At 32.7% G+C, this 25,418-nt stretch carries 27 protein-coding genes; 8 read left to right on the plus strand and 19 right to left on the minus strand.

Annotation, left to right across the window (positions count from 1 at the left end; all coding sequences use genetic code 11):
* Positions 1 to 33: 33 nt before the first annotated feature.
* The 10 genes from C8C85_RS02055 to C8C85_RS02100 all read right to left on the minus strand — a co-directional run bounded on the left by C8C85_RS02055 (position 34) and on the right by C8C85_RS02100 (position 10,130).
* On the minus strand, positions 34 to 741 hold the full coding sequence (locus C8C85_RS02055; protein ID WP_116795586.1) for a potassium channel family protein: 708 nt from the start codon (positions 739 to 741) through the stop codon (positions 34 to 36).
* A 63-nt stretch (positions 742 to 804) separates the two neighbouring features.
* Entirely contained in the window at positions 805 to 2,373 is a 1,569-nt protein-coding gene (locus C8C85_RS02060) for an MFS transporter (protein ID WP_116795587.1), read from the minus strand.
* A 5-nt stretch (positions 2,374 to 2,378) separates the two neighbouring features.
* Positions 2,379 to 3,443, minus strand: a complete 1,065-nt coding sequence (locus C8C85_RS02065; RefSeq protein WP_116798339.1) for an HlyD family secretion protein — start codon at positions 3,441 to 3,443, stop codon at positions 2,379 to 2,381.
* A gap of 10 nt (positions 3,444 to 3,453) precedes the next feature.
* A complete protein-coding gene (locus C8C85_RS02070; protein WP_116795588.1) occupies positions 3,454 to 4,791 on the minus strand; it encodes a TolC family protein in 1,338 nt (445 codons plus the stop codon).
* A gap of 237 nt (positions 4,792 to 5,028) precedes the next feature.
* On the minus strand, positions 5,029 to 5,964 hold the full coding sequence (locus C8C85_RS02075; RefSeq protein WP_207786919.1) for a transporter: 936 nt from the start codon (positions 5,962 to 5,964) through the stop codon (positions 5,029 to 5,031).
* Between the two features lie 140 nt (positions 5,965 to 6,104).
* Positions 6,105 to 6,863 (minus strand): hypothetical protein, encoded by a 759-nt coding sequence (locus C8C85_RS02080; protein WP_116795589.1) that lies wholly within the window; start codon positions 6,861 to 6,863, stop codon positions 6,105 to 6,107.
* A gap of 236 nt (positions 6,864 to 7,099) precedes the next feature.
* Positions 7,100 to 7,582: a hypothetical protein gene (locus C8C85_RS02085; RefSeq protein WP_116795590.1), complete on the minus strand. Its 483-nt coding sequence runs from the start codon at positions 7,580 to 7,582 to the stop codon at positions 7,100 to 7,102.
* Positions 7,583 to 7,698: 116 nt separating this feature from the next.
* Positions 7,699 to 8,943 (minus strand): BamA/TamA family outer membrane protein, encoded by a 1,245-nt coding sequence (locus tag C8C85_RS02090; RefSeq protein ID WP_116795591.1) that lies wholly within the window; start codon positions 8,941 to 8,943, stop codon positions 7,699 to 7,701.
* Positions 8,944 to 9,147: 204 nt separating this feature from the next.
* Positions 9,148 to 9,657 (minus strand): DUF4251 domain-containing protein, encoded by a 510-nt coding sequence (locus C8C85_RS02095; protein WP_116795592.1) that lies wholly within the window; start codon positions 9,655 to 9,657, stop codon positions 9,148 to 9,150.
* A 41-nt stretch (positions 9,658 to 9,698) separates the two neighbouring features.
* Positions 9,699 to 10,130: an META domain-containing protein gene (locus C8C85_RS02100; protein ID WP_116798341.1), complete on the minus strand. Its 432-nt coding sequence runs from the start codon at positions 10,128 to 10,130 to the stop codon at positions 9,699 to 9,701.
* Between the two features lie 122 nt (positions 10,131 to 10,252).
* Here C8C85_RS02100 and C8C85_RS02105 point away from each other — a divergent pair, with 122 nt between their 5' ends.
* The 4 genes from C8C85_RS02105 (at position 10,253) to C8C85_RS02120 (ending at position 13,381) form a co-directional block, all read left to right on the plus strand.
* Positions 10,253 to 10,777 (plus strand): hypothetical protein, encoded by a 525-nt coding sequence (locus tag C8C85_RS02105; RefSeq protein WP_116795593.1) that lies wholly within the window; start codon positions 10,253 to 10,255, stop codon positions 10,775 to 10,777.
* Positions 10,778 to 10,851: 74 nt separating this feature from the next.
* On the plus strand, positions 10,852 to 11,379 hold the full coding sequence (locus C8C85_RS02110; protein ID WP_116795594.1) for a superoxide dismutase family protein: 528 nt from the start codon (positions 10,852 to 10,854) through the stop codon (positions 11,377 to 11,379).
* Between the two features lie 8 nt (positions 11,380 to 11,387).
* Positions 11,388 to 11,957, plus strand: coding sequence for a YdeI/OmpD-associated family protein (locus C8C85_RS02115; RefSeq protein WP_116798342.1), 570 nt, complete (start codon positions 11,388 to 11,390; stop codon positions 11,955 to 11,957).
* Between the two features lie 221 nt (positions 11,958 to 12,178).
* Positions 12,179 to 13,381 (plus strand): LETM1-related biofilm-associated protein, encoded by a 1,203-nt coding sequence (locus C8C85_RS02120; RefSeq protein ID WP_116795595.1) that lies wholly within the window; start codon positions 12,179 to 12,181, stop codon positions 13,379 to 13,381.
* A gap of 72 nt (positions 13,382 to 13,453) precedes the next feature.
* On the opposite strand, the gene can is transcribed toward C8C85_RS02120, so the two are convergent.
* From can to C8C85_RS02140, 4 genes are all read right to left on the minus strand, one after another.
* Complete coding sequence (gene can / locus C8C85_RS02125; RefSeq protein WP_116795596.1) at positions 13,454 to 14,095, minus strand: carbonate dehydratase; 642 nt, start codon at positions 14,093 to 14,095, stop codon at positions 13,454 to 13,456.
* Between the two features lie 90 nt (positions 14,096 to 14,185).
* Positions 14,186 to 15,841, minus strand: coding sequence for a SulP family inorganic anion transporter (locus tag C8C85_RS02130; protein WP_116795597.1), 1,656 nt, complete (start codon positions 15,839 to 15,841; stop codon positions 14,186 to 14,188).
* 343 nt (positions 15,842 to 16,184) lie between these two features.
* Entirely contained in the window at positions 16,185 to 16,481 is a 297-nt protein-coding gene (locus C8C85_RS02135; RefSeq protein ID WP_116795598.1) for a hypothetical protein, read from the minus strand.
* A gap of 127 nt (positions 16,482 to 16,608) precedes the next feature.
* Positions 16,609 to 17,088, minus strand: a complete 480-nt coding sequence (locus tag C8C85_RS02140) for a Dps family protein (RefSeq protein ID WP_116795599.1) — start codon at positions 17,086 to 17,088, stop codon at positions 16,609 to 16,611.
* 186 nt (positions 17,089 to 17,274) lie between these two features.
* Here C8C85_RS02140 and C8C85_RS02145 point away from each other — a divergent pair, with 186 nt between their 5' ends.
* Positions 17,275 to 18,216, plus strand: coding sequence for a hydrogen peroxide-inducible genes activator (locus C8C85_RS02145; protein WP_116795600.1), 942 nt, complete (start codon positions 17,275 to 17,277; stop codon positions 18,214 to 18,216).
* A gap of 48 nt (positions 18,217 to 18,264) precedes the next feature.
* On the opposite strand, the gene C8C85_RS02150 is transcribed toward C8C85_RS02145, so the two are convergent.
* The 3 genes from C8C85_RS02150 to mnmD all read right to left on the minus strand — a co-directional run bounded on the left by C8C85_RS02150 (position 18,265) and on the right by mnmD (position 19,681).
* Entirely contained in the window at positions 18,265 to 18,456 is a 192-nt protein-coding gene (locus tag C8C85_RS02150; RefSeq protein ID WP_116795601.1) for a hypothetical protein, read from the minus strand.
* A gap of 215 nt (positions 18,457 to 18,671) precedes the next feature.
* Positions 18,672 to 18,869, minus strand: a complete 198-nt coding sequence (locus C8C85_RS02155; RefSeq protein ID WP_111409149.1) for a hypothetical protein — start codon at positions 18,867 to 18,869, stop codon at positions 18,672 to 18,674.
* 152 nt (positions 18,870 to 19,021) lie between these two features.
* Positions 19,022 to 19,681, minus strand: coding sequence for a tRNA (5-methylaminomethyl-2-thiouridine)(34)-methyltransferase MnmD (gene mnmD / locus C8C85_RS02160; RefSeq protein ID WP_116795602.1), 660 nt, complete (start codon positions 19,679 to 19,681; stop codon positions 19,022 to 19,024).
* A gap of 309 nt (positions 19,682 to 19,990) precedes the next feature.
* Here mnmD and C8C85_RS02165 point away from each other — a divergent pair, with 309 nt between their 5' ends.
* Positions 19,991 to 21,058 carry a branched-chain amino acid aminotransferase gene (locus tag C8C85_RS02165; RefSeq protein WP_116795603.1) on the plus strand — a complete coding sequence of 356 codons (1,068 nt, stop codon included), beginning with the start codon at positions 19,991 to 19,993 and terminating at the stop codon, positions 21,056 to 21,058.
* 98 nt (positions 21,059 to 21,156) lie between these two features.
* Here the strand turns inward: C8C85_RS02165 and C8C85_RS02170 are convergent, their stop codons facing one another.
* Positions 21,157 to 21,537: a nucleoside triphosphate pyrophosphohydrolase family protein gene (locus C8C85_RS02170; protein ID WP_116795604.1), complete on the minus strand. Its 381-nt coding sequence runs from the start codon at positions 21,535 to 21,537 to the stop codon at positions 21,157 to 21,159.
* 82 nt (positions 21,538 to 21,619) lie between these two features.
* Between C8C85_RS02170 and C8C85_RS18540 the strand changes: the two genes are divergently transcribed.
* Positions 21,620 to 21,808, plus strand: a complete 189-nt coding sequence (locus C8C85_RS18540) for a hypothetical protein (RefSeq protein WP_116795605.1) — start codon at positions 21,620 to 21,622, stop codon at positions 21,806 to 21,808.
* A gap of 128 nt (positions 21,809 to 21,936) precedes the next feature.
* Here C8C85_RS18540 and C8C85_RS02180 read toward each other — a convergent pair whose 3' ends face one another.
* A complete protein-coding gene (locus C8C85_RS02180; protein WP_116795606.1) occupies positions 21,937 to 23,973 on the minus strand; it encodes a dipeptidyl-peptidase 3 family protein in 2,037 nt (678 codons plus the stop codon).
* A gap of 305 nt (positions 23,974 to 24,278) precedes the next feature.
* Here C8C85_RS02180 and C8C85_RS02185 point away from each other — a divergent pair, with 305 nt between their 5' ends.
* The gene (locus C8C85_RS02185) at positions 24,279 to 25,385 is read left to right on the plus strand and encodes an SRPBCC family protein (protein ID WP_116795607.1); all 1,107 of its coding nucleotides are present in this window, start codon (positions 24,279 to 24,281) and stop codon (positions 25,383 to 25,385) included.
* Positions 25,386 to 25,418: the final 33 nt, after the last annotated feature.

A 25,418-nucleotide genomic window follows, 5' to 3' on the forward strand; every position in this document is an offset into this window, starting at 1 on the left:
GATTTAAAGATTAGTTAAAAATTGTGAATATGTCTATTGCTTTTGTTTCTTTTTAGCATTGTTTTCATTGGCATCCGAAACCAGACGGCCAATAAGGATCACGGGATACAAAACCCCTATAATAGCTTCGATTTGCACCATTGCCCTAGCAAAGGGATGCAAAGGTACAATCTCACCAAAACCTGTTGTTGTGATTGTTATATAACTGAAATACAAGAAATTTGCCTGCAAAGTGTTGCTTTCAAAAGGCGGTAACGTGATTTGGAAAGCACCGGGAATGTGTTCGTAGATAAACAAATAAATTACAGACCAAAAATTGGCTAAAATCATATACACCACTATGGAACCTATCACTCGATATTCGGTTATTGGCCCCGGCTCAAAAACTTTTTTCAAAACCAAAAAAATCAACAGCATAAAAGTGGCAATGGTAAAAACAATATCGGCCAATAAAACAAATGGACTCGGTTGGAAAACCGAAATCCAGCCGAATAGAATAAAAAGGAATGGAATAATTGTGTACAAGATCGTTTGTTTTTTGGATTTGGATAAAGAAATAATCCCAGCTATAAGAAACAGCATCCAAAACACGTTGATAATAACCATGAAGGAAGAATAGCTTCCAAATATTGGAATCAGGAAAAAATGCATAATAAAAAGTAAGACCAACATTCCGCTGAGTCCACTTTCCTTATCCCAAAAATGATTTAAGAAACGATATTTTTTATTTTTTGTCATCATATTTTAAAATTATGATTTATAAGTTATGAATTACATCTTCACTTTTGACCTTTGACTTTTGACTTAAAAAGGAATCGGCTCCACATCAACCCTTCCGATTGGCCGTCGTCCTAATCGAAATAACAGAAGAATTAGAATTGGGAAGAAACACAGTACTGCCATTACCAGATAAATATCTTTGTAAGCCAACAACATCGCTGACTGTGACGTTTGGTTTGAAAGACTTTTTTCGGCTTTTTTTTGTGCTTCCCATCCCGATAATCCTTGAAGCATATAGTATTTTTTATTCTTATTTAATTGTGCTTTGGCCATTGGGTTTAATTCCGTTAATTGTTGGCTAAGACCTGTTTTATGTTGTACGTTCATATTGGAAATAAAAGTTCCCAAAATAGCCCCGCCCAATAATGAGGCAAAAACAGCACGTGAAATCACACCGCTCATCATTCTGGAATCCCCCAAAGTTTTAGGCACATTTTCAGAAATATAAAGTGATGCTGCTGGGTACAAAAAGCCAATGGCCAATCCTTTGAATATAAAAGGTCCAAAAAAATCGGCTGCATCAATTTCGGGATAAAATCTAAAATAAAGAAGAGTGTGATACATTCCATAACAGGCAAAACCCGTAACCCAAATTGTTGCCAAATAAATTCGCTTGAACAAAAGGTAAGTCGATAGTGGGATGGCTATAAAAAGCCCTATCAAAATGGCTAAATGTGTTCTTGCCACATAAATACTGTCAAAACCTAAAATATTGGTCATAAATCCAGTCACAATACTTCCTGTACCATTCATCATCCCAGTATAAAAAAAGAGCAAAGACCCCAGAACTACGTTTCGGTACTTATACACATCGGTATTGATTATGGGATTGTCGGTAAATCGAACATGGAGGAGATAAACACCTCCGATAACGAGTAAAAAAGCAGTTGCCATAGCTACTTTTGGATCGGTTAGCCAATTGCGAGTTTGCCCTTCGGCACAAAGAAAAAGAATAATTATAAGAAACAAGAGCATGATGAGCCAGCCTCTCCAATCAAATTGAAAAACTCCTTTCATGGGCGCCACATCTTTTCTATAAAAAATCCAAGCCAAAAGTATTGCCACCAAAAAATTGATATTCAAAAAGTAAATCCCAAAAGTCCAGTTATGAATACTTGTCATTTCTGTTCCAAAATATTGGTACAACTGCTTACTGCCCTGAAGAATAAACTGAACGATACCATACAAAATGGGCATGTTAAAAGTTGGATTGTATTTTAGGATTATAGGAATTATGGTTGCAAAAATCCCGATGATTGATAAAATGGCCAATAAAGCCCGCCAAATGGTAAACCATTCAATTGTGGTTGCATACAACGAAGCCGTGTTGCAGATTATGGACGAAAAACTAACGGATAAAATCATCGTTCGCATCGGAATCTGATTTCCTATTTTCAGTCCCAACGGCAAAAAGCCCAACATTGCAAAAAAAGGAATATAGGTCGAATAGTTAAAAACTGTGGCAGAAGCTCCAAAATGTCCCAATATTTGTGAATTGTCATAAGAGGTTACATTCAGTGCATTAAAAAAAGGAATTGTAAGGAAATAAAGTCCTACAAGGGTAAACACACTTCCTCTTTTTATTGAACCCATACTTTTTACTTTTTTATTTCCACAGTCACACTCATCCCTGGTTTTACGGATTCCAATTCTTTTGCGGAAGCTTCAAAATCAATTTTTACAGGAATACGTTGCGTGATTTTCACAAAATTCCCAGTCGAATTGTCCGGTTCCACCATTGAGAATTTAGCTCCAGTAGCCGGCGAAAAACCCACCACTTTTCCTTTAAATTCTTTGTCGTCAAGCGCATCAACAGTAATGGTCACTTCTTGCCCTGGTTTAATTTTTCCAATTTGGGTTTCCTTAAAATTGGCAGTGACCCAAACCTTTTGGTTCAAAACTTGAGTTGCCACAACCTGATTGGCATTAATCAACTCACCTATCGATATGGTTCTCTCACCTACATAACCGTCAGCCATGGCAATAATTCGCGTGTAAGACAACTGTAACAAAGCGTTTTCCAAATCGGCTTTTTTGCGGGCTACAGTGGCTTTGGCCGCTTCAAGATTGGTATAACTTTGTTTAGTGGTTGATACGCTCGCCAGTAATTGTTTTTGGCCAGCATCGAGATACGCTTTAGTCGATTGTAGTTTTGAAACTACTTGATCGTATTGATTTCTGGTAACTGCTGAATCGGCAATCATATTTTTAAAACGTTGATAATCCTTTTCGGCCTTGTCAAGACTCGCTTTATCACCCTCAAGATTATCTTTGGATGCAGCCTGATTTGCAGTGGCCGTAACTATGGATTGTTCCAATGAATGGAGATTCCCTTCGGCAACAGCCAAATCAGCTTCGGCCTGTTTTACTTTTATCCTGTATTCTTCATCGTCCAGAACAACCAAAGTATCGCCTTTATGAACAAATTGATTGGCGTCAAAATGGATTGAAGCAACATGCCCCGTTGCCCTGGCCGTAACACTGTTAATATAGGATTCAACTTGGGCATTATTGGTTGTCTCATACCGATGAAAATCGAAAATCAAGCTTAATATCCAAATGCCTCCTCCTATAATGAAAATAAAAGAAAGAATAGTCAATATTGTATTTCTCTTTTTTTCGCTTTTTACGACAGCTTCGTTGATGGTTTTATCTTCGCTCATAAAAAAAAAATTAAAGTTTACCCATTGCATACTGCAGGGAATAATATTGAATAATTGCATCTATATTGGCATTATTCAGTGAAATTTTAGCTTCGTTCAACTGCAATTCGGCATCAACGATATCGCTGATTACGGCAAAATCATTGTCATAACGGCTTTTTACGATTTTGTAATTGCTCAGTGCCAAATCAACATCTTTCTTAAAAGTTGTTATGTTTCTCGCACTTTCCGTAAATCGAATATAGGCTGCCTTTACATCTTGATTGATTTGATCTTTGGTAGCCGCAAGTGCAATATTGCTTTTATCTATTTGCAGCTTATCCGCATTGGCACGGTGTTTTATATTATAAAAACTGGAAATTTCCCAACTGAGAGACACTCCCGCCGCCCAATAATTGAGAATATTATCAGAATAATTAGGCCATTGCGCGGGATATTGTGTATTGAAAAGCAAGTTGGCATTGATATAAGGTTTAAAACCGCTCTTGGTTATATCCAAAGATGATTCGGCTATTTTAACATTGATTTGTGATCTTTTGATTTCATAACGATTTTCATAGGCTTCAGACAAACTTTCCTGCAAACTGACTTCTTTCGCAGGAATTAAAATACCATCCAATACCGGTTTTAGTCTGGTATTGGTAGGAAGCCCTGTCAATATATCCAAATAATTGCTGATTAACTCGATTGAATTGGAACTGCGAAAAACCGCCACCTCAAAATTCGACTTTTGCAATTCGGTTCTTAACAAATCACTTTTAAGATTTTGTCCATTGGAAACTCTGGATTCCAATTGCCTGATTCGTATATCCGTATTGACAATGTTTTGTTTAGTAATTTCAATTTCCTTATATAACTTTTCGAGAGTGAAGAATTGGGTTGTTATTGCTTGTTTAATTTCAGTTTCGGTCATCTTGGCAACCGATTCCTGCATACTGACCATTAGTTGTTGCTTGTCTATTTGATTGTTGATTGCCCCTCCATAATATAAAGGCATGGATGCAAAAACATTAGCTGATCCTTGGTGATTAAAATAATCGACTGTCGTATTTTTTTCATAAAAACCCTCAAAGACTTTAGGATTTCCAATATAATTATATCCCATATTTAAGCCAAGAACCGGTGCTTTGGCTATTTGGGACTGGTTCAAATTTTCATTGGCAATAGTAACGTCGGAATTGGCTATTTTAAGCTGATTATTATTGCGAATACCCAATTCTATGGCTTCATCCAATCTTATGATTCTGACACTTTCATCATTTTGGGAAAATCCAATTTCAGAAAAAAAACATGCTATTATCAGAATAACAAATTCACTTTTAAGACTTTTTAAAAAAAGGTAATCCATTAGCTAATTTTCAATTTAAAAAATTACAACTTGTAAAAAAATGCTACACTAATCTTAAACAAAACTTTATTTCTCACTCGAAATCAATAATATCCTTAAACAAATATAAACATTTTAACAATTTTATAACAGTAATTACACTAATAATAACCAGCGTCTAAAATAACACCTTTACAAAGTAAATTCATAATCAAATACTTTCAAGAAGTAATGTAGCCACCAGCAGTTCTCCAAATGTTAGAAAAAAACATATTGATAACCAAGGCTAATGGAATCATAATTTAGTCCAATACTCTTAAACGTTCCTGTATTAAATTGCAATTTAACAGATTGACTTCTTGATAATGGTACAGACCATGTTGCCCCGATTCTTGAACTATTGATTACACTTCCAGCAGGCAAGTCATCAATAACCGTTTTTCCGCCGCTAAACCAGTTAAGATTAATCCCAACCCACATGTGGTTTTTGAAAAAATAACTGGCATGACCCTGTAAAGAAAGCACTGGTTTTTGCTTCAAATCTTTATCACTAAGAAATTCATTATTTTGGGTATAAAACCAAACCCCAGAGTAGAATTCGGCGTAAACATGTTCAAATCGTTTGGAAATACCCACCTCCGGCTTGAATCCCCAACGGTTGGAACCTATATTAATTCTTTTATCGGCATAATAAACACCTGTAGGAACTGAGACAACTAAACTTGTCCCAAATATTGTTTTTTGTTGGTATTTGGCAAACTCTTTTCTTTCCAATGCGGGAGAACCTAATAAATTGATTCCAAATCGTATACGCATATCTCCAAAACCTGTTCGATTTCCTGTGACTTTTTCTCCACTTACTGTAGCTTTACCATCCATAGTCACGTACGGAACAGCGACTTGAATTCTAGCTAATTTATTAGCCAAACCAAACGTATGCATATACCCAACTCCAAAATTATTGCTTGAAATGACAAAATCCGCGATAGGCAAAGTTGGTTCTGAGACCACGTCTCCTTTCATGAACCCATAAGTACCCACTATAATATTACCACCTTTAGGCAAATTTGCATAAACTCTTGGCTCAAGATCCTGTGCCACACAACAATTGTAAATAAAGAAAAGGGCAATTAATAAAAATTTAGTCTTTCTAACACAAATTAAGCTTTGCACAACCATATCCTGAATTTTCATAAGAAATTAAAAATCTTTCTAAAATTGCATTTGAAACTATTTTAGATGCCATTCAAAAAAATCAATATACCTTTCTAAAAATTGAAACTAAAAAAACCTCAAAAAAATTTTGAGGTTACAAGTAATCCTTTCATGTATATTTAAAATCGATAACCAATACTGATATTATATCTAAACCCAACGGCGGTTACAGATTGCACCCCTTTTTTCTCAATCCCTTCATCTCCTGTGATTCCTTCAACGCCAGGGAATTTATCTTTTATCGCTTGGATTATCTTTTGATAAACCTCATTCTCATCAAGCCCTGGAATATTGCTATCTAGTTTTGCATTATATTTATATCGAGTCAAAGAAGGTCCAAATAAAACACAGTCGATAACAAATCTATCCCACAATACGAACTGATACCCTAATTCACCTCCTACATTGGTCAAATTTAACTTTGTAGAAATATTAGAATTACTAACAACTCCAGTATCTGGATTGGTATAAATTAAATCTCTATCCGTTGAAAATTGAAAAAAGCTAACAAATGGAGCCAAATACACCCCTCTGGGCGCTTTGTATTTATTGATACTTCCCAAATAAAATCTGTAATCTGCACCAACTGAAAAACCAGTTCTATTGTTCTTTTTATCAAAATCAACCCCATCAAGATCAATTGTTATTAAAGGAAACTCCTGATATCCCACAAAAACATTCAAACTTTGATTTTCTTTAATAATCCGCTCATACGAAAACTGATAGGAATTATCATAAAGTAACGTATTCGAGACGTTAAACTTAACTGAATTCTTAAAATCTCTAAAATCAGATTGGGAGAAAACATCATTTGAAGATATAAATAACGCAAATGCAAAAATGAATACAATTCTAAATGGAGTAGTTAAATTTTTCATGATTTATTTTTTAAATTACATAAAACTAGGAAAGTACATTAACAAATTTAACGTTTTTTTCTAAAATAAAGAAACAAAAATTAACACTTTTTATGACAAAAGAACTTATAATTAGTCACAATCTGAGATACTATTGCTTTTTTCATCACTAGTCCCTAAAAATGTACTTAAAGTTACAAAAAAAAGAGGCTGTCTATACTTTTTAGACAGCCTCTTTTTTTTGAGCAAACAAATCCTTATTTCACTTTTGTCATTTCCAATTCACCTACAAAAGGTATTGCATTTTGCAGACTACTTCTAATCTCGGTTTGCAAATAAATTTCGAGTTGAATAAATTTTGTGGCATTTATTGCTCCTATAGCTTTTTTGGCTTTCTCATAATAAGAACTATATAACTTATCATATGCAATATTATTTTTCAAAACACCTTTAGCTATTGCATCGGCTTTGTCATCTGTTAAAGCTGCATAATCTGTAGCATATTGATTAATTAAGTAGACTTTTTCTTCTCCTAGTTTTTTTCTTTCTAGTTCATAAGCATCATAGATTTTTGCAAAATCTGTAGCTTGAGTTCCAGACAATGCCATATATTGTCTTACCAATTCTGATTTGGACTTACCATAAACAGATTGTACAACATCAATATCATCTTTCAAAGTTGATTGGGCAAATGTTGTAGCTGAAAACGCTACTGCAAATAATAAAAATAATTTTTTCATGTGTATGTGTTTTAAATTTAGTTAATTTCTCTCAAATATAAGAATTTCTCATTAAAATATTACAAAATCTAAAAAACAAATTCATCATAAACCACTATTTATCAACAACAAATAATTCAAAACGTTTCTCCTGCATTTAAATAAAAACCTTTAGAATGATTTCCAACCGCATAATCAAAAACAAGATTGGTACGAGTAGCTTTATCTATCAGAAGTCTTAAACCAACCCCATAAGCAGGCTGAACATATTCAAAAAGTCCAATGTGGTCATACTTATTACTTGCAGATGTAAAATTTGTAAATACAGTCCCACTAAGAAGCTGATTGCAGGTTATGGGAAACCTTAATTCGACCTGAAAATAAGCTAAATTATTTCCACGAAAAAGGCCTTGTGTATAACCCTCCCCGCTCCGACTTCGTTGATCCCAACCTATGGCGGGCAAATTTAAATAGGGAACAACTCCCTTGGTTACAAACTGTCCATAAGCCCAAAAACCTAGCACAAATTGTTCTCTTTTGGGATCCATTGGAATAAAGTACCTAAACTCAGTATAAAGTACATTACTTGCCTTTTGGTCATTAAACAAATGTCCATTAAGCCTGTAATCGACATTAGCAAACCAGCCTTTTCGCGTATTAATTTGGTTATCCCTGGAATCGTAGATAAAATTAAAACTTAGCCCATTTACAAAATATTCATTTTCATTAAATCCATTAAGAACACTATAATTATAATGGTTAGTGAATTTTCCGTTTGCAACATCAAGGTTCTTATCAATTATTGACGAATACCAATCAATTTCAATTCCTCCACCTATATAAAAATCCTTTTTTATTTCCCATGAAGCGGTTTGATGAAACTTAAAATAGTTATAATCCATCGGCTCTTTGATCGATTCTATATCAAAATCAGGATCTTCTCTGTTTGTTGGAATAATATTAGTTCCCAGACCATAGTTGGGTTGTGTAAAAATGTACAGTCGATAATCGCCCCTAAGATAAATACTATTGCTTTTTAATAGAATATTATTTTTGACATTAACCAATAACTGTTTTTGGGTAGTAAAAGTCACCCCAAGATTGGCAGAAGAATATTTGTCTGAAATTCCTTTACCTTTGAAAGTATATTGTCCCGTCGCCCCGTAACTAAACCCTGTTGCCGGCTGTATCCCGATTATAGGAATAACCAGCAAAAAACTATTCTTAATAGGTTTTACAATCAGAATTGAGTCTTTCTTTTTAAACAATTCAAAAACCGTTTTGGGTGGGCAAGAATTGTCAATATCCGGATTAGTTTGAGCATTAACTAAACTTTGATTTCCAAATAAAACAATAAAAAAAGGAATTAAGAATTTTATCATAACAGATATTTACTTTTTTTCCGAAAAAATATTTCAACTTTGGTTGTCCGGAACCCACTTTTTCATCTTATCGGAAGATTTTTTTTAAATGTGGGTTTCAACTAATCCTACTAATTAGTTTTATTGGAAACAAAAAACATAAGTATAATAATGCAATTACATTAAATCCAAAATCACAATTAAGCAACAGTAAATCCAAACGAATTATTTCACTTTTATTTTTTCGATACTTCCTCTATAATTAATTGAATCACGATTATTTGACCCAATAGTTAAAGAAGCTCCACCTTCAAAATAGACAGTTAAAGTAACCGAATAATTATCTGAATTATCCCTAACTTCGGCTTTTATTATATAATTTTTCTTGCCTTTTGTTACCGAATAATCTTTTATAGGACCTTTAAAATATAAACCACCGTTACCACCTCCATAAGCCACACCACTATATGCTCTCCCAAAATAAGGCATTTCACTATGAATCGAATCCTTTTTGAATCTCAAAAAATTTGGGTTTGTAGTCAAATCGATGCTTCTACCACCATGCGGATAGGCCATTACACCCGTAAATTCATATTCTTTGGAATCTATAAGAGCTTCCACTTCTTTTTGTTTTGCCAATTTTTTTTCCTCTTTTATTTGCTGTTTCGTTTTTTCTTGTGCAAAACCTATTAGCATTGAAAAAGAAAGGAAAAAAGATAATACCACAGTTTTCATGAGTTCTTAATTTTTATGATAAACAAATGATTACAAAAAATTTATTCTTGATGGGTAAATCGCATCATTACAATATTACCTAACAAAAAATTCAAGGTTTTCCCATCATCAGTAATCGTGTACGATTCTATTTTATTCAGGGTATCCATATATACTGAATCCCCATTACCTTCACAGGCTATCATTGTCATACCAATTTTGGCATCTTTAAAATTAATTTTGGCACCATCCATAAGCAAAGCTCCAAAATACTGATTACAACTATTGTTTCCTGTAATTTTATTACCTTTCAAATCAAATGCAATTGTTGGTTTTTTGTTGGGGAACAAACCGTCAAAAGCAATTTTGGGTCCTGTTATGTATTTCAATTCCCAAGTTCCTTCAAGTGATGTCATTTTTGCAGTTGGTTTTGATGTAGTGCATGAAACACAACACAAGCAAACAAATACTATCAATAGCGCTACTTTACTCATGGTCAATAATTTAAAAATCATGTTGCGTAAAAATAAGAAAAATTAATAAGAAAAAGAGGTTTCCAATTCAAATTTGCTTTTTAAAAAAGGTATGATTATTTTCGTGAAAAAGAAAAAACACCATGACACTACTAGGAATAGGTTCGCGAATTGAACACCCAGAATATGGAAAAGGAGTAATAACTAATGTTTCTTCAAAAGAGTATTGGGTAACGTTTATAGAAAATGGCTTAGAAACTATCCCTTTGAACGACGAATTCAAAGTCATCGAAGCTACTGTTGACGAAGTGGATACTGTAAGCTTTTCGGAAGTGGAACAGAGTTTACGGGACCTTTTGAAAAAATGGTCGGATGTTTCCGAAATTGTACCTATTGGAGACAAATGGAAAGGGGGAAAAATAATTTTGGAACCGGGTCAGATGGGATTGGCTCCCAAAGAAATTCCAATTGACACTTTTTTCCATAAAATCATAATGGTACGTGATCGCTTGCGCGTTATGGAACAAAAGATAAACAGCAGCAAAATTGAAGAAATAGAAAAGATAGAATTACAGCAATATATTACCCGTATTTATGGCAGCCTAACCTCGTTCAATATATTATTTAAATCACCAACCAACCATTTTGTCGGAGAAAAGTCAAAATAGATTTTAAGAAACAATTAATTTTAATACGCTTTTTTATACGTAATTTTATAATCCAATTATAATTTTTTAAAATCATGAAAAAAATAATCTTTTCCGCTGCCCTAATTATTGCTGTAATCATTGGCTGTAAAACCAATAGCAAATCTAGTGATGCCAAAACCCTAAACCTTACTTTTGAACCAAAAAGTAATAGTAAAGTAACAGGGACAGCCACTTTTACAGAGAAAAATGGTAAAGTAACTTTTGTTGCAAAAATTGCTGGATTGCAACCTGGAATCCATGCCATTCATATTCATGAAAAATCAGATTGTTCTGCAGCTGACGGAAGTTCTGCAGGAGGGCACTGGAATCCTACCTTCAAAAAACATGGTAAATGGGGTGAAGGAGAATATCACAAAGGAGATATCGGTAATTTTACCGCTGATGAAAAAGGAAACGGAACTATCACTTTGACAACAGATGAATGGTGTATTGGTTGTGGCGATGCTACAAAAGACGTTATTGGTAAAGGTCTTATTGTTCATCAAGGTGCCGATGATTTTGTAACCCAACCAACAGGAAATGCGGGTGCAAGAGTAGCTTGTTCAGCAATAATAAAATAAAAAATCTCTTGAAAGAAAAGGAACATCTTTATTTCAAAAACGCATCAGATTGGCGAGAATGGTTGCATAACAATCATCATTTGTCAACTGGTGTGTATTTAATTTTCTATAAAGTAAATAGTCCTTTTGAAAGTATGCGTTGGGAGGAAGCGGTTCAAGTAGCCATTTGTTATGGTTGGATTGATTCCACCGTGAGAAATGTAGATGAACACAGCCGAAAGCAAATCTTTTCTCCCAGAAAAAATAAAAGCGTTTGGAGTAAACTCAACAAAACCTATATCGAAAAACTCATTGCCGATAATCTGATGCACGAAAGTGGCTTGGCCAAAATCGAGATTGCCAAACAAAACGGTTCTTGGACTTCATTAGATGCTGTTGAAGATTTGATAATTCCGAAGGATTTAGCGGAAGCATTCGAACAAAATCAGATGGCTTTTGAGAACTATAAAAACTTTAGCCCTTCCTATAGAAAAAGTTATCTGTACTGGCTCAATCATGCCAAAAGAGCCGAAACCAGAAACAGTAGAATTGCCTCTATAATTGACCTTTGCCAACAAAACAAAAAATCGAGAGACTGATTTTATTAGTCATCCCATTTTTTTCTGTAAATCCAAAAAAAATATTTATACACCATTAGACCATAATATAGGTATACGAATACTTTGAATTACTGAATCTTAATTTTCCAAAAGTGAAAAGTGAAAATTTCACAAAAATTCACCATGAGCTAATTTTATAAATCTAATAAGTCCCCATTGATTCATAAAAAAACATAGCTTTGCAAAATCAAAATTAAGCAATGATTAACCCTTCAGCATCTGGTTGGATAGATAAATTCTTTACAAAACTAAAGTTATCAGAACACAATGTATCTGAAACGGAAGATAGTTTTTATCAAAAATTAAGAAATACTGGTTTCATCTACGGTCACATCATTTCATTTGATACGCCTTTTGAAATAAAAACCAAAGGTTGGTTCAAAGAAGAAATTTCTAAAATAGCCTTACTAAATGCATTATATGGTATTTATTCATTAACGAATAAAGAAAAAGATTCTTCTGAATTTATTGAACAAGCCAATGCTTTTTATAAACAAATGCATCCGGAAGGCTTTAGTTTATTTAAAAAAATACTACCCAAAAACAATACCGCCCTAACGTTGGAAAACATAATTGACCAACGCGTACAGACAAACGAAAATATAATCAATAAAAACTTTTCGCATTTAGTTACCAATGCACTGCTATTCATTGATGTTTTGGCATTTCGTCAATACTTAATTCATGGTGAAATTCCTGAAAAATATCTTAAGAAAATTGAAGAAACGGTTGTCAATATTGTAACTCTGGCATTAAAAATTAAAACCAATAAATCTCAATATGATGATTTATTAATCAAATTATTTGAAGCCTCCATTCGATACAGTAAATTTTCCAAAAAAGGAAATATAACATTAGAGAATTTAGAGTTGGACTATTTCAATGCCGAGTTGGAAAAAAAATATCTGATTGATATTGCGGGAATGGCATTATGGAGTGATGGAGTCATAGAAAATAACGAAGCCTACTTTTTGCATACACTGGCTAAAACCTTACAAATCGAAGATGATTTTGTATCAAAAAGTATTCTCAGCACCGATGGATTCATTGCCAAGCACAAAAAAGACATTCCCTATTTTAATTATTCAAATCCGGTAAAACATTTTTACGATCAAACCACAAAAAGTGTCATTACTTTGATTTCACGCAATAAATCGAGATTAATAAAAGAGATACTAGAAAGTAAAGAGTTGATGCTGCTTTTGGCACATTCTACACATAGAGATTTGGACGAAAAAGAAAAGAAAAAGGTAAAAAAACAATTATTGGACATTTGCAAAACTGTGCCATCACTGACCATATTCTTACTTCCAGGAGGCAGTTTATTACTTCCCATTTTGATTAAATTTATCCCAACATTATTACCTTCTTCATTCAATGAAAATTTGGATAATGAAGATTAAACATAAAAAAGGCTGTCAAAATAGACAGCCTTTTTTTATAACCACAGCTAGTTATATTAGAACATATTATTATTATTCTTTGAAATTCAACTGATACACTTCATCCAAATCCTTATCTGAACTAAAATTAACTCCCAAATCAGTAACAAAACCTGAATTTAGACCATAAACCCATCCATGAATAGTTACTTCTGTGCCATTCTTCCAAGCGGATTGTATAATGGATGTTTTAGCCAAGTCAAATACCTGTTCTTTTACATTGATTTCTACAAAAGCATTAAAACGTTCGTCCTCGTTTACTATAGAATTTAAATATCTATCATGTAAACGATATACATCTTTTATGTGACGAATCCAGTTATCAATGATACCTATTGAGTCGTTACCCATTGCCGCTTTTACTCCACCGCAACCATAATGACCACAAACAATAACGTGTTTTACTTTCAACACATTTACGGCATAATCAAGTACACTCAACATATTCATATCCGAATGAATAACCATGTTGGCAATGTTTCTATGAACAAACACCTCTCCTGGTTTGGCACCTATAATTTCATTTGCAGGAACACGACTATCCGAACATCCAATCCATAATAATGGTGGTGTTTGCCCCAAAGCCAAATCTTTAAAATATTCTGGGTCCAATTCTAATTGATCTTCTACCCATTTTTTATTATTGTCTAGTATTTTTTTATAGAAATCACTCATTTTAGTTTTTTTTTTATTAGTCTGTTTTTTTTCAAATTAAATATAATACAAAGAAAAGTATAAAAGTCTTAATACTTTTAAAATCACAAATTATTCTGGAAACTCTTCTTTTACAACCTTTTTTTCTACGATTTCTCTTTTCACAAAATCGTAATGATGCTCTATGCTTACATGGTTTTGAGTTTCTGCGCTATTCTCTAATGCGTATTCTTTTTTGAATCCTTTTAGCTTCACCTTTATGTTTTCATCGACAGCTCTTGTTGATTTAAATTCATGGATTAAATCCAAAATATCGTGAGCTATATAAACAGTATCGTGGGCATTGATAACAACTTTACTGTTTTCAGGGATATTTGCCAATGTTAATTTGATAGCCGCTTTATTCAAAAAAGAAACTTCTTGAGCCAAGTCAATGTTAATAACGTCTCCATCGAGATACTCCTCTTTTCTAAAACTATAGGCTCTTTTAAGATTTCCTCTTAAAATAAACACAATGCTAATTGCAATTCCTAAAGCCACTCCTTTCAATAAATCTGTAAATACAACACCTAAAAAAGTAGCTATAAAAGGTAAAAACTGATATTTACCATAGTGCCAAAAATGCTTGAATGTTGCTGGTTTTGCTAATTTGTAACCAACTAAAATTAAAACGGCAGCCAATGTTGCCAAAGGTATCTTATTCAGAAGAAAAGGAATTGTAAGTACAGACACCAATAATAAAACTCCATGAATTATTGCTGATAATTTTGATTTGGCACCTGCTGCATTGTTTGCAGAAGAACGAACCACGACAGATGTCATAGGCAATCCACCCAAAAGCGAACTCACTATGTTTCCTATTCCTTGCGCTCTTAATTCAACATTGGTATTTGTAAAACGTTTGTGAACATCCATTCTATCAGCAGCTTCAATACACAATAAGGTTTCAATAGAAGCCACAATCGCAATAGTCAAACCTACAACCCAAACTTTTGGATTCATTATTCCTGCAAAATTAGGCGTCACAATAATTGCTTTAAATTCCTCAACGCTCGTTGGAATTGGTAACGAAACTAAATGGTCTTTTCCTATAGCCAAAGAACTTCCTGAAGCAATAAAAAACTCATTCAATAAAACTCCAATGACTACGGCAACCAATGCACCTGGAACCAACTTTAATTTCTTCAAAGCAGGAACCTTATCCCACATAATTAAAATCGTTATTGAAATTAAGGTAATCAATATTGCTCCTAATTGCAGATGATTAATTACATCAAACAGAGCTGAAAAAGTATTATTGTCACTTACCTGCAAGAAAGATTCATCACCCTCAAAATCGGCGTCGTATCCAAAAGCATGAGGTAATTGTTTCATTATAATAATAACACCGATACCGGCTAACATTCCTTCAATCACATTGGTTGGAAAGTAATTGGAAATACTTCCTGCTTTTAGGAAACCCAATGCCAATTGAATTAATCCTGCAATAAAAACAGCTGTTAAAAAGACATCAAAAGCTCCCAAATCGGTGATTGCCGTTAATACAATTGCGGTTAGTCCCGCAGCAGGTCCAGAAACACTTATTTGTGACTGACTCAGATAACCGACTACAATCCCTCCAATAATTCCAGAAATAATTCCTGAGAACAAAGGCGCTCCTGAAGCCATTGCGATTCCCAAACAAAGTGGCAGCGCCACTAAAAAGACAACCAAACCAGAAGCAAAATCAGATTTAAAATGAGTAAAGAGATTAGTTTTTTTTGACATAATATAAATTAATTATAAAAGTTTAAATTCATTTTTTACTGCAATACAATATTGCAGTGGCAGGAAGATAATCAATGTTCAAACACTGATATATCCAAAAAAAAGAATACCATTATCATTAAAGCAACATTAATTTTTGTAAAATATTCAATTAATTAGTTTGGAAACAAAAAAACAGATTTATCCAATAAACAAGAAAGCAGTTAAGTAACATTCTTATTTTCAGTATTTTAAATTAAAATTAAAGTAATTCGATAATTATACCAACAATAAATGAACAAATCAAGAATTTGCTCTATTAACTACTAAAACTATCAATCGATAATGAAAATTGGTAAAAAAACTAAACTAGATTTGGAGGAGGAATAAATATGGAAGCACTAATTAAATCATGCTTTGATAAATTTTCAAAAATTATTAGACGAGAGCCTTTTTCAACATCCAAAAATGACATTTCTAAAAAAGGATTGAACGTATAATATTTTATGTCATGTTTGATTTCTTCAATAGACGAAGAACGAGTATTGCAATCTTCACATAGGCTCGTACCATCTTTGTCTTTTTCCAAGCAAGCCACAATTGTAGGCCCTGCCAGAAATAAAACAAAAAACAATAATACGATACTTGCAAAAACTTTCATGTCGGCAAAAGTAGAGGATAGAAATTGAATTAAAAAATGAGTTCTATAAAATTAATTTATTTTTAACACGAAAAAAAGCCTAAGAAATACAATATATTACTTAGACTATCCATAAAATCTGCTTGGTTTATAAACTTTCTTCCAACCAAGCGTTCATCATCCAAATGGTTTTCTCTTGCTCTACAATAAAATCACTCATCATAGAATTCGTTCCTTCATCATTTATTTCTGAGGCTTTCATTAGAATTTCTCTTTCTATTTTTAACAATTGAGAAAGTGAATTCACTATTAATTCAATACCAGCCACGTCATTCGAAATATTCTTTCCAACCGGTAATTGATTGAATTTAATGTAATCTTCAAAAGTATGCAATGGTCTTCCGCCCAATGTTAAAACCCTTTCAGCAATTAAATCAATTTTTAGCTGGGAATCATTGTACAACTCTTCAAATTTCAGATGTAAATCAAAGAATCGTCTTCCTCTAATATTCCAATGTAAACCTCGTAAACTTTGATAATAGATTTGATAATTCGACAAAAGTACATTCAATTCAACTATTATAACCTCTGACTCTTCTACTGGTAATCCAATTGTATTTAGTTTCATGCTTTCTGTTTTATTTATTAATGTTCCTACTTGTATTTGGAACTATTTATTTATTACGATGTAACCTTAAAGCTACAGCAATACTCTACATCCTTTTTCTTTTTTATCAAAATTATCTATTAAACTTAAAAAATAACTATAAATTAAATTGATTGTTTTTATATTTGCATAAAAATATACTATCTAATGACAATCACACAACTCAAATATGTTTTGGCTGTAGCCGAACACAAAAATTTCACTTTGGCTGCCGAAAAATGTTTTGTGACTCAACCCACGTTGAGTATGCAAATTCAAAAAATTGAAGACGAACTGAGTATACAAATCTTTGACCGTACCAAAAAACCGATTCAACTAACTGATATTGGCCAAAAAATTGTTAACCAAGCGAAAAACATCGTTAACGAAGCCGATCGCATACAAGATATAGTGGAACAACAAAAAGGATTTATTGGTGGTGAGTTTAGGCTCGGAATTATCCCGACAATCATGCCCACTTTACTTCCAATGTTTCTAAACAATTTCATCAAGAAATACCCAAAAGTAAAGTTGATCATTGAGGAATTGAATACCGACGAAATAATTACAAAATTAAAAAACGGTAATCTCGATGCTGCAATTGCCGCAACACCACTAGAAGACGAAAAAATTAAAGAAATTGTACTCTACTTTGAACCTTTTGTTGCTTACATTCCAGAAAATAACGCCATTTTTCAAAAAGAGGAAATTGAAGTAGACGACCTTAACATCAATGACATCTTGTTGCTTCAAGACGGGCATTGTTTTAGGGATGGAATTTTGAATTTATGCAAAAATAGAAATGAGTCGGGGTTAAAATCTTTTCAAATTGAAAGCGGAAGCTTTGAGACATTAATAAAACTGGCAGATGAAGGATTGGGAACTACTTTACTTCCCTATTTACACACCTTAGATCTAAAAGAATCGGACAAATTAAAACTCAGACATTTCAAGGAACCTAAACCAGCTCGTGAAGTGAGCTTAATATATCCAAAAAGTGAATTGAAGATTCAAATCATCGACGCTTTAAGAAGCACAATTGCAGGAGTTGTTAAAGGCGCAATTGTCTTTCAAAACGTCCAAATCGTTAGTCCGCTTCCGAAAAAATAATTCATAAAAAAAGGAACCAATTTGGTTCCTTTTATATTCTTAATTACCTTATATGTGAATTAAGCATCTTTTCAATTCTGGCTTTTCATCCGTAAAGAACAACAACCAATTTCTTAAATGTTCAATCTCATAAGGCAATAAACTCCTTAACGCTTTTTTCAACTCTTTTTCAAAAAGCTCAGGATCAAAACTTACTCTCTCGAGTACCATTTTTGTATAATCATAAATCATTCTAGACATAACAAAAAAGGTTTAAATATTTCGTTAGTAAACAGGTACAAAAGTATTGAAATATTTTAATCTCACAAAAAAAATAATCCATCAAAAACAAATACCATCGACAAATTACACGTTATATATGTAATACGAAGCTAAATAACTACAATGTGCAATTTTAGGCCCAGTTGCAAAACTTGTAAAAATATAAAAGGAACCAATTTCTTGGTTCCTTTTATTTATGGGTTTACAATTATTAAACACTGTTTCAATTCTGGCTTTTCAATTGTGAAGCTAAACAACCACTCTCTTAATTGATCCAGTTCGAAAGGTAAAAGTGTTCTTATTGCTTTTTCTAATTCTTTACAAAAAAGGACAGGGTCAAAACTCACTCTTTCTAGCACAGATTTTGTATAATCAAACATTACTTTAGACATAATAAATTAAGATTTTTTTGGGGTTAGATCTTGATTTTAACGTGATGTAAATGTACATTTTTTTCATATACAATTATTTTTTTTAACATAGAAATTCAAAAATTATAACGTTTTCGTAAAATAACTTTATAAATCAAAGGCAAAAGAAAAACTTACTTTCTTGCTCTAAACATTTCTCTTTTTCCTGGAGGTCCTGCTAATTTTTCAACTGTGAATCCTACTTCAATCATACTCCTCTTCACAACACCCCTAGCCGCATAAGTAACTAACACTGAATCTGGTTTGAGCGCTTTGTACATTTTTTCAAATATTGAGGTACTCCATAATTCCGGTTGAACACGATAACCAAAAGCATCAAAATAAATCAAATCAAATTTTTCTATATCGTCAATATCCTGAAAAAATTGTTCCCTTTTGGTCAAAGAAAAATTTTCTGACAAATCATTTTTTTCTTCCCAATTTGTTGAATGTATTTTATCAAAAACAGCTTTTGAATCCAAAGCATCCAATTCCTCCAAATAATTCATGGATTGAATTTCATGTTCAGAAATCGGATAGGCTTCTACCCCAACATAATTAATTGTTTGACCAAGACCCTGAGCTTCCAAAAAGGTTATAAAAGTATTTAAGCCTGTACCAAAACCAATTTCAAGAATGGAGATACTTTGATTTGGAAACAATGCCAATCCATTTTTTATGAAAACATGCTTAGCTTCCTGTATTGCACCATGTTTAGAATGGTAACATTCATTCCATTCTTTGATATGAATTGTTGTAGAACCATCCTGAGTACGTATAATTTCTCTTTCCAAAATGTATTTTTTGAGGTGATATAGTATTTCCGAACACTATAATGTGTTCAAAATTAAATAAAAGAATTTCTTATCGCTATCTAAAAACCATATTTTTTATATAATCCACATAATTTTACTTCAATTTCCAAATAAAATTATACAATAAATAAATCACAGTTAAACACCATAATTAATGATATTTTGACAAGTATTTATCCGATTTTTATTTAATTTTGCAATCAATATTACTGGTAATAGAAAACTTTTTTTACTGCAGCCATTTTATTAACTAAATAACTATTTTTTTAAACATATTAAGCAACAATTATGAGTACCACTCAAGCCAACAAAATAGAAATAATAAAAGCAGCTACTTCAAAAATAAATGAAGTTGATTTTGATAATTTAAGCTTTGGAGCAGTATTCACAGATCATTTATTTGAGTGTGATTACATCAATGGAGAATGGCAACAACCAATTATTAAACCGTATGCGCCTTTCTTACTTGATCCATCTGCGAAAGTATTTCATTATGGACAAGCCATTTTTGAAGGTATGAAAGCTTACAAAGATGATAATAATGATGTATGGCTTTTTAGACCGGATGAAAACTACAAACGTTTCAATACATCGGCCGTAAGAATGGCTATGCCAGAAGTTCCTGAATTTGTTTTTATGGAAGGGTTGAAACAATTATTAAAATTAGATCAAGCTTGGGTAAAAAAAGGAAATGGAAGCACGATGTACATTAGACCTTTCATGATTGCCACTGGAACTGGTGTAGTTGCCAATCCATCTGAAGATTATAAATTCATGATTTTATTGTCACCAGCAAAAGCTTATTATTCTGGAGAAGTAAAAGTATTAATTGCAGAACATTATAGTAGAGCTGCCAATGGAGGTATTGGTGCTGCTAAAGCGGCCGGTAACTATGCTGCGCAATTCTACCCAACTACTTTGGCTAACAAACAAGGATTCCAACAAGTAATCTGGACTGATGACGCTACGCACACCAAACTTGAAGAAGCGGGTACAATGAACGTGTTTTTTAGAATAAACGACACTTTATTGACTGCTCCAGTAAGCGAACGTATTTTAGATGGTATTACCAGAAAAAGTCTTATCGACATGGCCAAAAAAGAAGGAATATCGGTAGAGGTTCGTCCTGTATTAGTTTCTGAACTTGTGGAAGCTTCTAAAAATGGAACTTTAAAAGAGATTTTTGGTGCTGGTACCGCTGCAGTTGTTAACCCGATTGCTGGTTACTCTTACAAAGACGTTTATTATGAATTACCAAAAATTGAAAATTCATTTGCTTCTTTATTGAAAGAAAAACTAACAAACCTTCAAAACAAACTAACTGAAGATACGTTTGGTTGGACAGTTAAGGTATAAATTTTAGACTGCAGAGTCAAGATTGCAGATTGAAGTTATAAAAAAAGCGATTTTCAAATTGAAAATCGCTTTTTGTTTTTTTAAAATATGTATAGTCCTTAAATAAGCTTAGAAAAATCAGGCTTGAAATAATTAGGCCCTTTCATTACTTTCCCGTCTTCACGATAAATAGGATTTCCGTCTTCTCCTAATTTACTCATATTAGAACGTTGGATTTCATCAAATACAGCTTCAATTTTATGTTGTAGCCCATGTTCTATAATAGTACCACAAAGAATATACATCATATCTCCCAATGCATCGGCAATTTCTACTAAGTCATTATTCTGAACTGCTTCAAGATACTCTTCATTCTCTTCTTTCATCAAATTGTAACGAAGTATATTTTTGGCTTCACCTAAACTAGCAATAGGCGTTTCACTGTGACCTATCCTAAATGCTGTATGAAATTCCTTAACAGCGTTGATTTGTTTTTCCATCCTTTATTATTATTTATTTGAAATGGAAAATTAACAACTATTTCTAAACTATTAGCTAAATTTGCAAAAAAAATATTCAAACATGTTCAGTCAAGGTCAACTACTATTTGCTCTCTGTTTTTTTATCGCATTTGTCATAGCAATGGTATTTGCTTACCGAAAAGACGCCAACTTACATAAAGTTTTTTACAAAGGAAATTATAAAATCTTAATTGGTTTCTTAGTATTTATAGGACTCTTATTTGTTATCAAAATTTATTTTAAGCATTAATTTCAAAAAGATGCTAAGTTTCTAAGACGATTAGATTCAAAGATCTCAAACTGAAATTTAGTGCTTTCGCTAAATTAAAAAACGCCCACATCACTGTGGGCGTTTTTCGTATTGTAGCATTATACTTTTTAATTTTCTAATGGCAAGAAACCATAAATTTTAGAATAGTTCAACATTTGCTCCGCAAATGTTTTTGGTTGTTCTATCGCTATCGATATTATCTCTCCTTTCGCATTCAACTTAGGAACCAAAACTGGATTTACAAAACCACTATAAGGAGCGTCTGGAAATTGTTTATTACGTTCCAATACTTCAGCATGCAATTTTTGATCAACTTTTACACCATAATTTTCCACTAAAGCTTTTCCTGCTTCATAATCACCTTCAGATTTAATTCGCTGCACTTCTTTCAATAATTGACCAAATAAATCATGTAGTTTATCGTAATCGGTAATATTAAAATAGGTTTTTCCATCACGAGTAATCTTTTCAATTACATTGTCTTTTTTGCCTTTTTCAAAAACCCAAGCACTTACCCATTGACGGTTTCTCATGTGAGCTTCTTCAATATTTGCACCCAATTCTAAACGAACCAATTGAGTCATCAAACCGTTTCTGATGTAACTGTCATAACATTGCATTCCTAGTTCTTTCCAATTGTCAACCAATCCGATTTCTTGAATTTTAGGGCTGTATAAGTAGTACAATCCAACTAAATCAGCTCTTCCTTCCTCCAAAGTTGAAGAGTAATTTTTCAAAGTTTCTTTCGGAGTTCCAACACCAGGATTGATTTGACCCGATGCATGTCCTACTACTTCATGTAAAGAAGTATGCAATTTACTTCCCAATTCAGCATATTTTTCAGCCAATCTTATTTCCTCTTCATCATTTGCAAATTCTTGCAGTTTTCCTTTTCCTGCTGCTTTGGAGTAAGCATCAATAATATTTCCAAGTGAAACCGATTTAGAACCATAATCTGCACGAATCCAATCTGCATTTGGCAAATTCACCCCAATTGGGGTACTTGGCGATGAATCCCCTGCTTCTCCAGCAACAACAACTGTTTTATAGGAAACACCAACTACATTTTTCTTTTTGTGCTCTGGTGCCAATGGAGAATTATCTTCAAACCATTGAGCGTTTTTCGATACTACTTCCATTTTTTTGGACATATCAAAATCCTTAATTTGAACAATTCCTTCATAAGAACCTCTATATCCCAATGGATCATTATAAACTTCTATAAAACTGTTGATATAATCGATATTCCCTTCTGTCGCCTGCAACCAAGCAATATTATAATCATCCCAGGTTTTAAGATCTCCTGTTTTATAATATTTTATTAAAAGTCCAATTGCATCGCCTTGCTTTTTATTTTCGGCAACTTTTTGTGCTTTCCCCAACCAATAAATAATTTTATCGATCGCTGGTCCATACATACCGCCACTTTTCCAAACTTTCTCTTCTAATTGACCATTCGCATTTCGAACCAATTTAGAATTCAAACCAAAAGAATACGGTTTCTTTGGATCTGGACTTTTTTTCGCGGCATAAAAAGCTTCTACTTCTTTTTGAGTGATTCCTTTTTCATAAAAATTAATTGCTGATCCTTCTAATAATCCTTTTGAAGTATCAAGATTTACTCTTTTCGAATCAACATCATTAAATAAAATGGCAACTATTTTAGGAGACAAAGTTGTTTTGGTAGCTTTCAACAAAGTATTGAAATAGGCTATTGAAAAATCTGGTTTGATTTTTTCAGTCGAATAATGATGGTGAATACCGTTTGAGAACCAAACTCTTTTCAAATAAATTTCAAAATTTTTCCAATCGGCTACATTTTTATCACCTTTATAATTTTGATAAATATTCTCCAATGCTTTTCGGATTGCCAAGTTGTATTTATAATGCTGATCCCACATTATATCACGACCAGAATTTCCGGCCTGTGTTAGATAATAAACCAATTCCTGCTCTTTAAGAGTAAGATCTTCCCATCCTGGAATTTGATAACGTAAAACTTTTATGTCCGAAAACTGTTCTACGAAGAAATCGGAAGATTCCTTTTGAGTAGATTTTGCTGTTGCATTTTTATCGCCTTGTGCATTACTTACAATCGAAATCGCAAAAACCATGAAAAGACCTGCTATTTTAACTAATTTCATTTATATTTCTTTTAGATGTTAAACAAATAAATACATAACAAATATACTGATTCTTTAAATAAATAATAAAAACAAAGCCTTGAATAATTCCTTATTTACATAATTATCAACTCAAAAATAATTATCAACTCAAAACATAGAATTTACCCGTACAATTTACATCCTAAAAATTCGTTCCATTTTAGTCTTTGTCCTAACATAAGAAAATACAAGTGGCCCAAAACACTTTAACATTTTATCTCTTGTTATTATAGTATAATTAATTAAATTTCTAACTTTACAACAGAAAACAATCAATCCCCATCATGAGAATTATCAAATACCTTTTTCTTTTATTTCTATTAAGCCTTGTGGCACTTACCATATATATTGCAACACAAAAAGGAAATTTTACAGTAAAGAGCAGTAAAGTAATTAATTCTCCAAAAGCAACCGTTTTTGGCTATGTAAATGATTATAAAAACTGGCAAAAATTCAGTTCATGGATTGCATTAGATAAGGATATGAAATTATCCTATTCCCCTACAACTGCAGGCCAAGGAAGCACTCTAACTTGGGAAGGTGTTAATGATATTGGTAATATTCAAACTTTATACACAAAAGGAAATGACAGTATTGTTCAAAAAATGGAATATAATGGCACTTCCTCTGATGTCTTTTGGAGTTTTAAAGACACTGTAGGAGGAACTAAGGTAACATGGAAATCCGTTGGAAAAATGGATTTCATGCTTAAAGTAAATTCTTTTTTTGGCGGGGGTACTCAAAATAAACTATCCAAAGTTTATGATAAATGTTTAGCAAATCTTGATAAGACTCTTGATTTTGAAAACACTACTTTTAGTGTAAAAATAAATGGGATAGTAAAAAAACTGGAGACTTTTTATTTAAGAGAATCCTTCACAAGCAAAATATCCGACATTACACGAAATGCGAATGTTGTATTTCCAAAGATTCTTACATTTTGCAAACAAAATAATTTACCCTTGAACGGAAAACCTTTTATTATCTATCACACATACGATACAATTAATAATTTAACCAAAGTCTCCTTTTGCATCCCGATAAAAGAACAGATTTTCACCAGTGAAGGAAGCGAAATCTTAGCTGGAAAACTGGTTGCTTTTGAAGCATTAAAAACTAGTTTAACTGGTAATTACACATACAAAAACAAAGCCTTAGAAAAAACAATTGAATACACCACTAACAAACATATCCTTATAGGATCTACTTTTTCGCATTTGGAAATATTTACGATTGGCAAAAATGAAAGTCTAAGTCCTTCAAAATGGCTGACGGATATGTATTTCCCAATAAAACCTAAAGTTATACCACCACCGTATAGAAAAGTTGTGAAAGACAGTACTAGAGTAGTTCCAACTACAATTAAAAATGAAGTGCAATCCGAATTTTAATTTATTTTCCTATTCGGATTAAACCTTTTTCAT

It is taken from the genome of Flavobacterium sp. 103 (assembly GCF_003096795.1).
Taxonomy (GTDB): Bacteria; Bacteroidota; Bacteroidia; order Flavobacteriales; family Flavobacteriaceae; genus Flavobacterium.

Coding starts and splice junctions, on each gene's coding strand:
- C8C85_RS02055 (WP_116795586.1), bottom strand. CDS start 741: ATGATGACAAAAAATAAAAAATATCGTTTCTTAAATCATTTTTGGGAT.
- C8C85_RS02060 (WP_116795587.1), bottom strand. CDS start 2,373: ATGGGTTCAATAAAAAGAGGAAGTGTGTTTACCCTTGTAGGACTTTAT.
- C8C85_RS02065 (WP_116798339.1), bottom strand. CDS start 3,443: ATGAGCGAAGATAAAACCATCAACGAAGCTGTCGTAAAAAGCGAAAAA.
- C8C85_RS02070 (WP_116795588.1), bottom strand. CDS start 4,791: ATGGATTACCTTTTTTTAAAAAGTCTTAAAAGTGAATTTGTTATTCTG.
- C8C85_RS02075 (WP_207786919.1), bottom strand. CDS start 5,964: ATGAAAATTCAGGATATGGTTGTGCAAAGCTTAATTTGTGTTAGAAAG.
- C8C85_RS02080 (WP_116795589.1), bottom strand. CDS start 6,863: ATGAAAAATTTAACTACTCCATTTAGAATTGTATTCATTTTTGCATTT.
- C8C85_RS02085 (WP_116795590.1), bottom strand. CDS start 7,582: ATGAAAAAATTATTTTTATTATTTGCAGTAGCGTTTTCAGCTACAACA.
- C8C85_RS02090 (WP_116795591.1), bottom strand. CDS start 8,943: ATGATAAAATTCTTAATTCCTTTTTTTATTGTTTTATTTGGAAATCAA.
- C8C85_RS02095 (WP_116795592.1), bottom strand. CDS start 9,657: ATGAAAACTGTGGTATTATCTTTTTTCCTTTCTTTTTCAATGCTAATA.
- C8C85_RS02100 (WP_116798341.1), bottom strand. CDS start 10,130: ATGAGTAAAGTAGCGCTATTGATAGTATTTGTTTGCTTGTGTTGTGTT.
- C8C85_RS02105 (WP_116795593.1), top strand. CDS start 10,253: ATGACACTACTAGGAATAGGTTCGCGAATTGAACACCCAGAATATGGA.
- C8C85_RS02110 (WP_116795594.1), top strand. CDS start 10,852: ATGAAAAAAATAATCTTTTCCGCTGCCCTAATTATTGCTGTAATCATT.
- C8C85_RS02120 (WP_116795595.1), top strand. CDS start 12,179: ATGATTAACCCTTCAGCATCTGGTTGGATAGATAAATTCTTTACAAAA.
- can (WP_116795596.1), bottom strand. CDS start 14,095: ATGAGTGATTTCTATAAAAAAATACTAGACAATAATAAAAAATGGGTA.
- C8C85_RS02130 (WP_116795597.1), bottom strand. CDS start 15,841: ATGTCAAAAAAAACTAATCTCTTTACTCATTTTAAATCTGATTTTGCT.
- C8C85_RS02135 (WP_116795598.1), bottom strand. CDS start 16,481: ATGAAAGTTTTTGCAAGTATCGTATTATTGTTTTTTGTTTTATTTCTG.
- C8C85_RS02140 (WP_116795599.1), bottom strand. CDS start 17,088: ATGAAACTAAATACAATTGGATTACCAGTAGAAGAGTCAGAGGTTATA.
- C8C85_RS02145 (WP_116795600.1), top strand. CDS start 17,275: ATGACAATCACACAACTCAAATATGTTTTGGCTGTAGCCGAACACAAA.
- C8C85_RS02150 (WP_116795601.1), bottom strand. CDS start 18,456: ATGTCTAGAATGATTTATGATTATACAAAAATGGTACTCGAGAGAGTA.
- C8C85_RS02155 (WP_111409149.1), bottom strand. CDS start 18,869: ATGTCTAAAGTAATGTTTGATTATACAAAATCTGTGCTAGAAAGAGTG.
- C8C85_RS02165 (WP_116795603.1), top strand. CDS start 19,991: ATGAGTACCACTCAAGCCAACAAAATAGAAATAATAAAAGCAGCTACT.
- C8C85_RS02170 (WP_116795604.1), bottom strand. CDS start 21,537: ATGGAAAAACAAATCAACGCTGTTAAGGAATTTCATACAGCATTTAGG.
- C8C85_RS18540 (WP_116795605.1), top strand. CDS start 21,620: ATGTTCAGTCAAGGTCAACTACTATTTGCTCTCTGTTTTTTTATCGCA.
- C8C85_RS02180 (WP_116795606.1), bottom strand. CDS start 23,973: ATGAAATTAGTTAAAATAGCAGGTCTTTTCATGGTTTTTGCGATTTCG.
- C8C85_RS02185 (WP_116795607.1), top strand. CDS start 24,279: ATGAGAATTATCAAATACCTTTTTCTTTTATTTCTATTAAGCCTTGTG.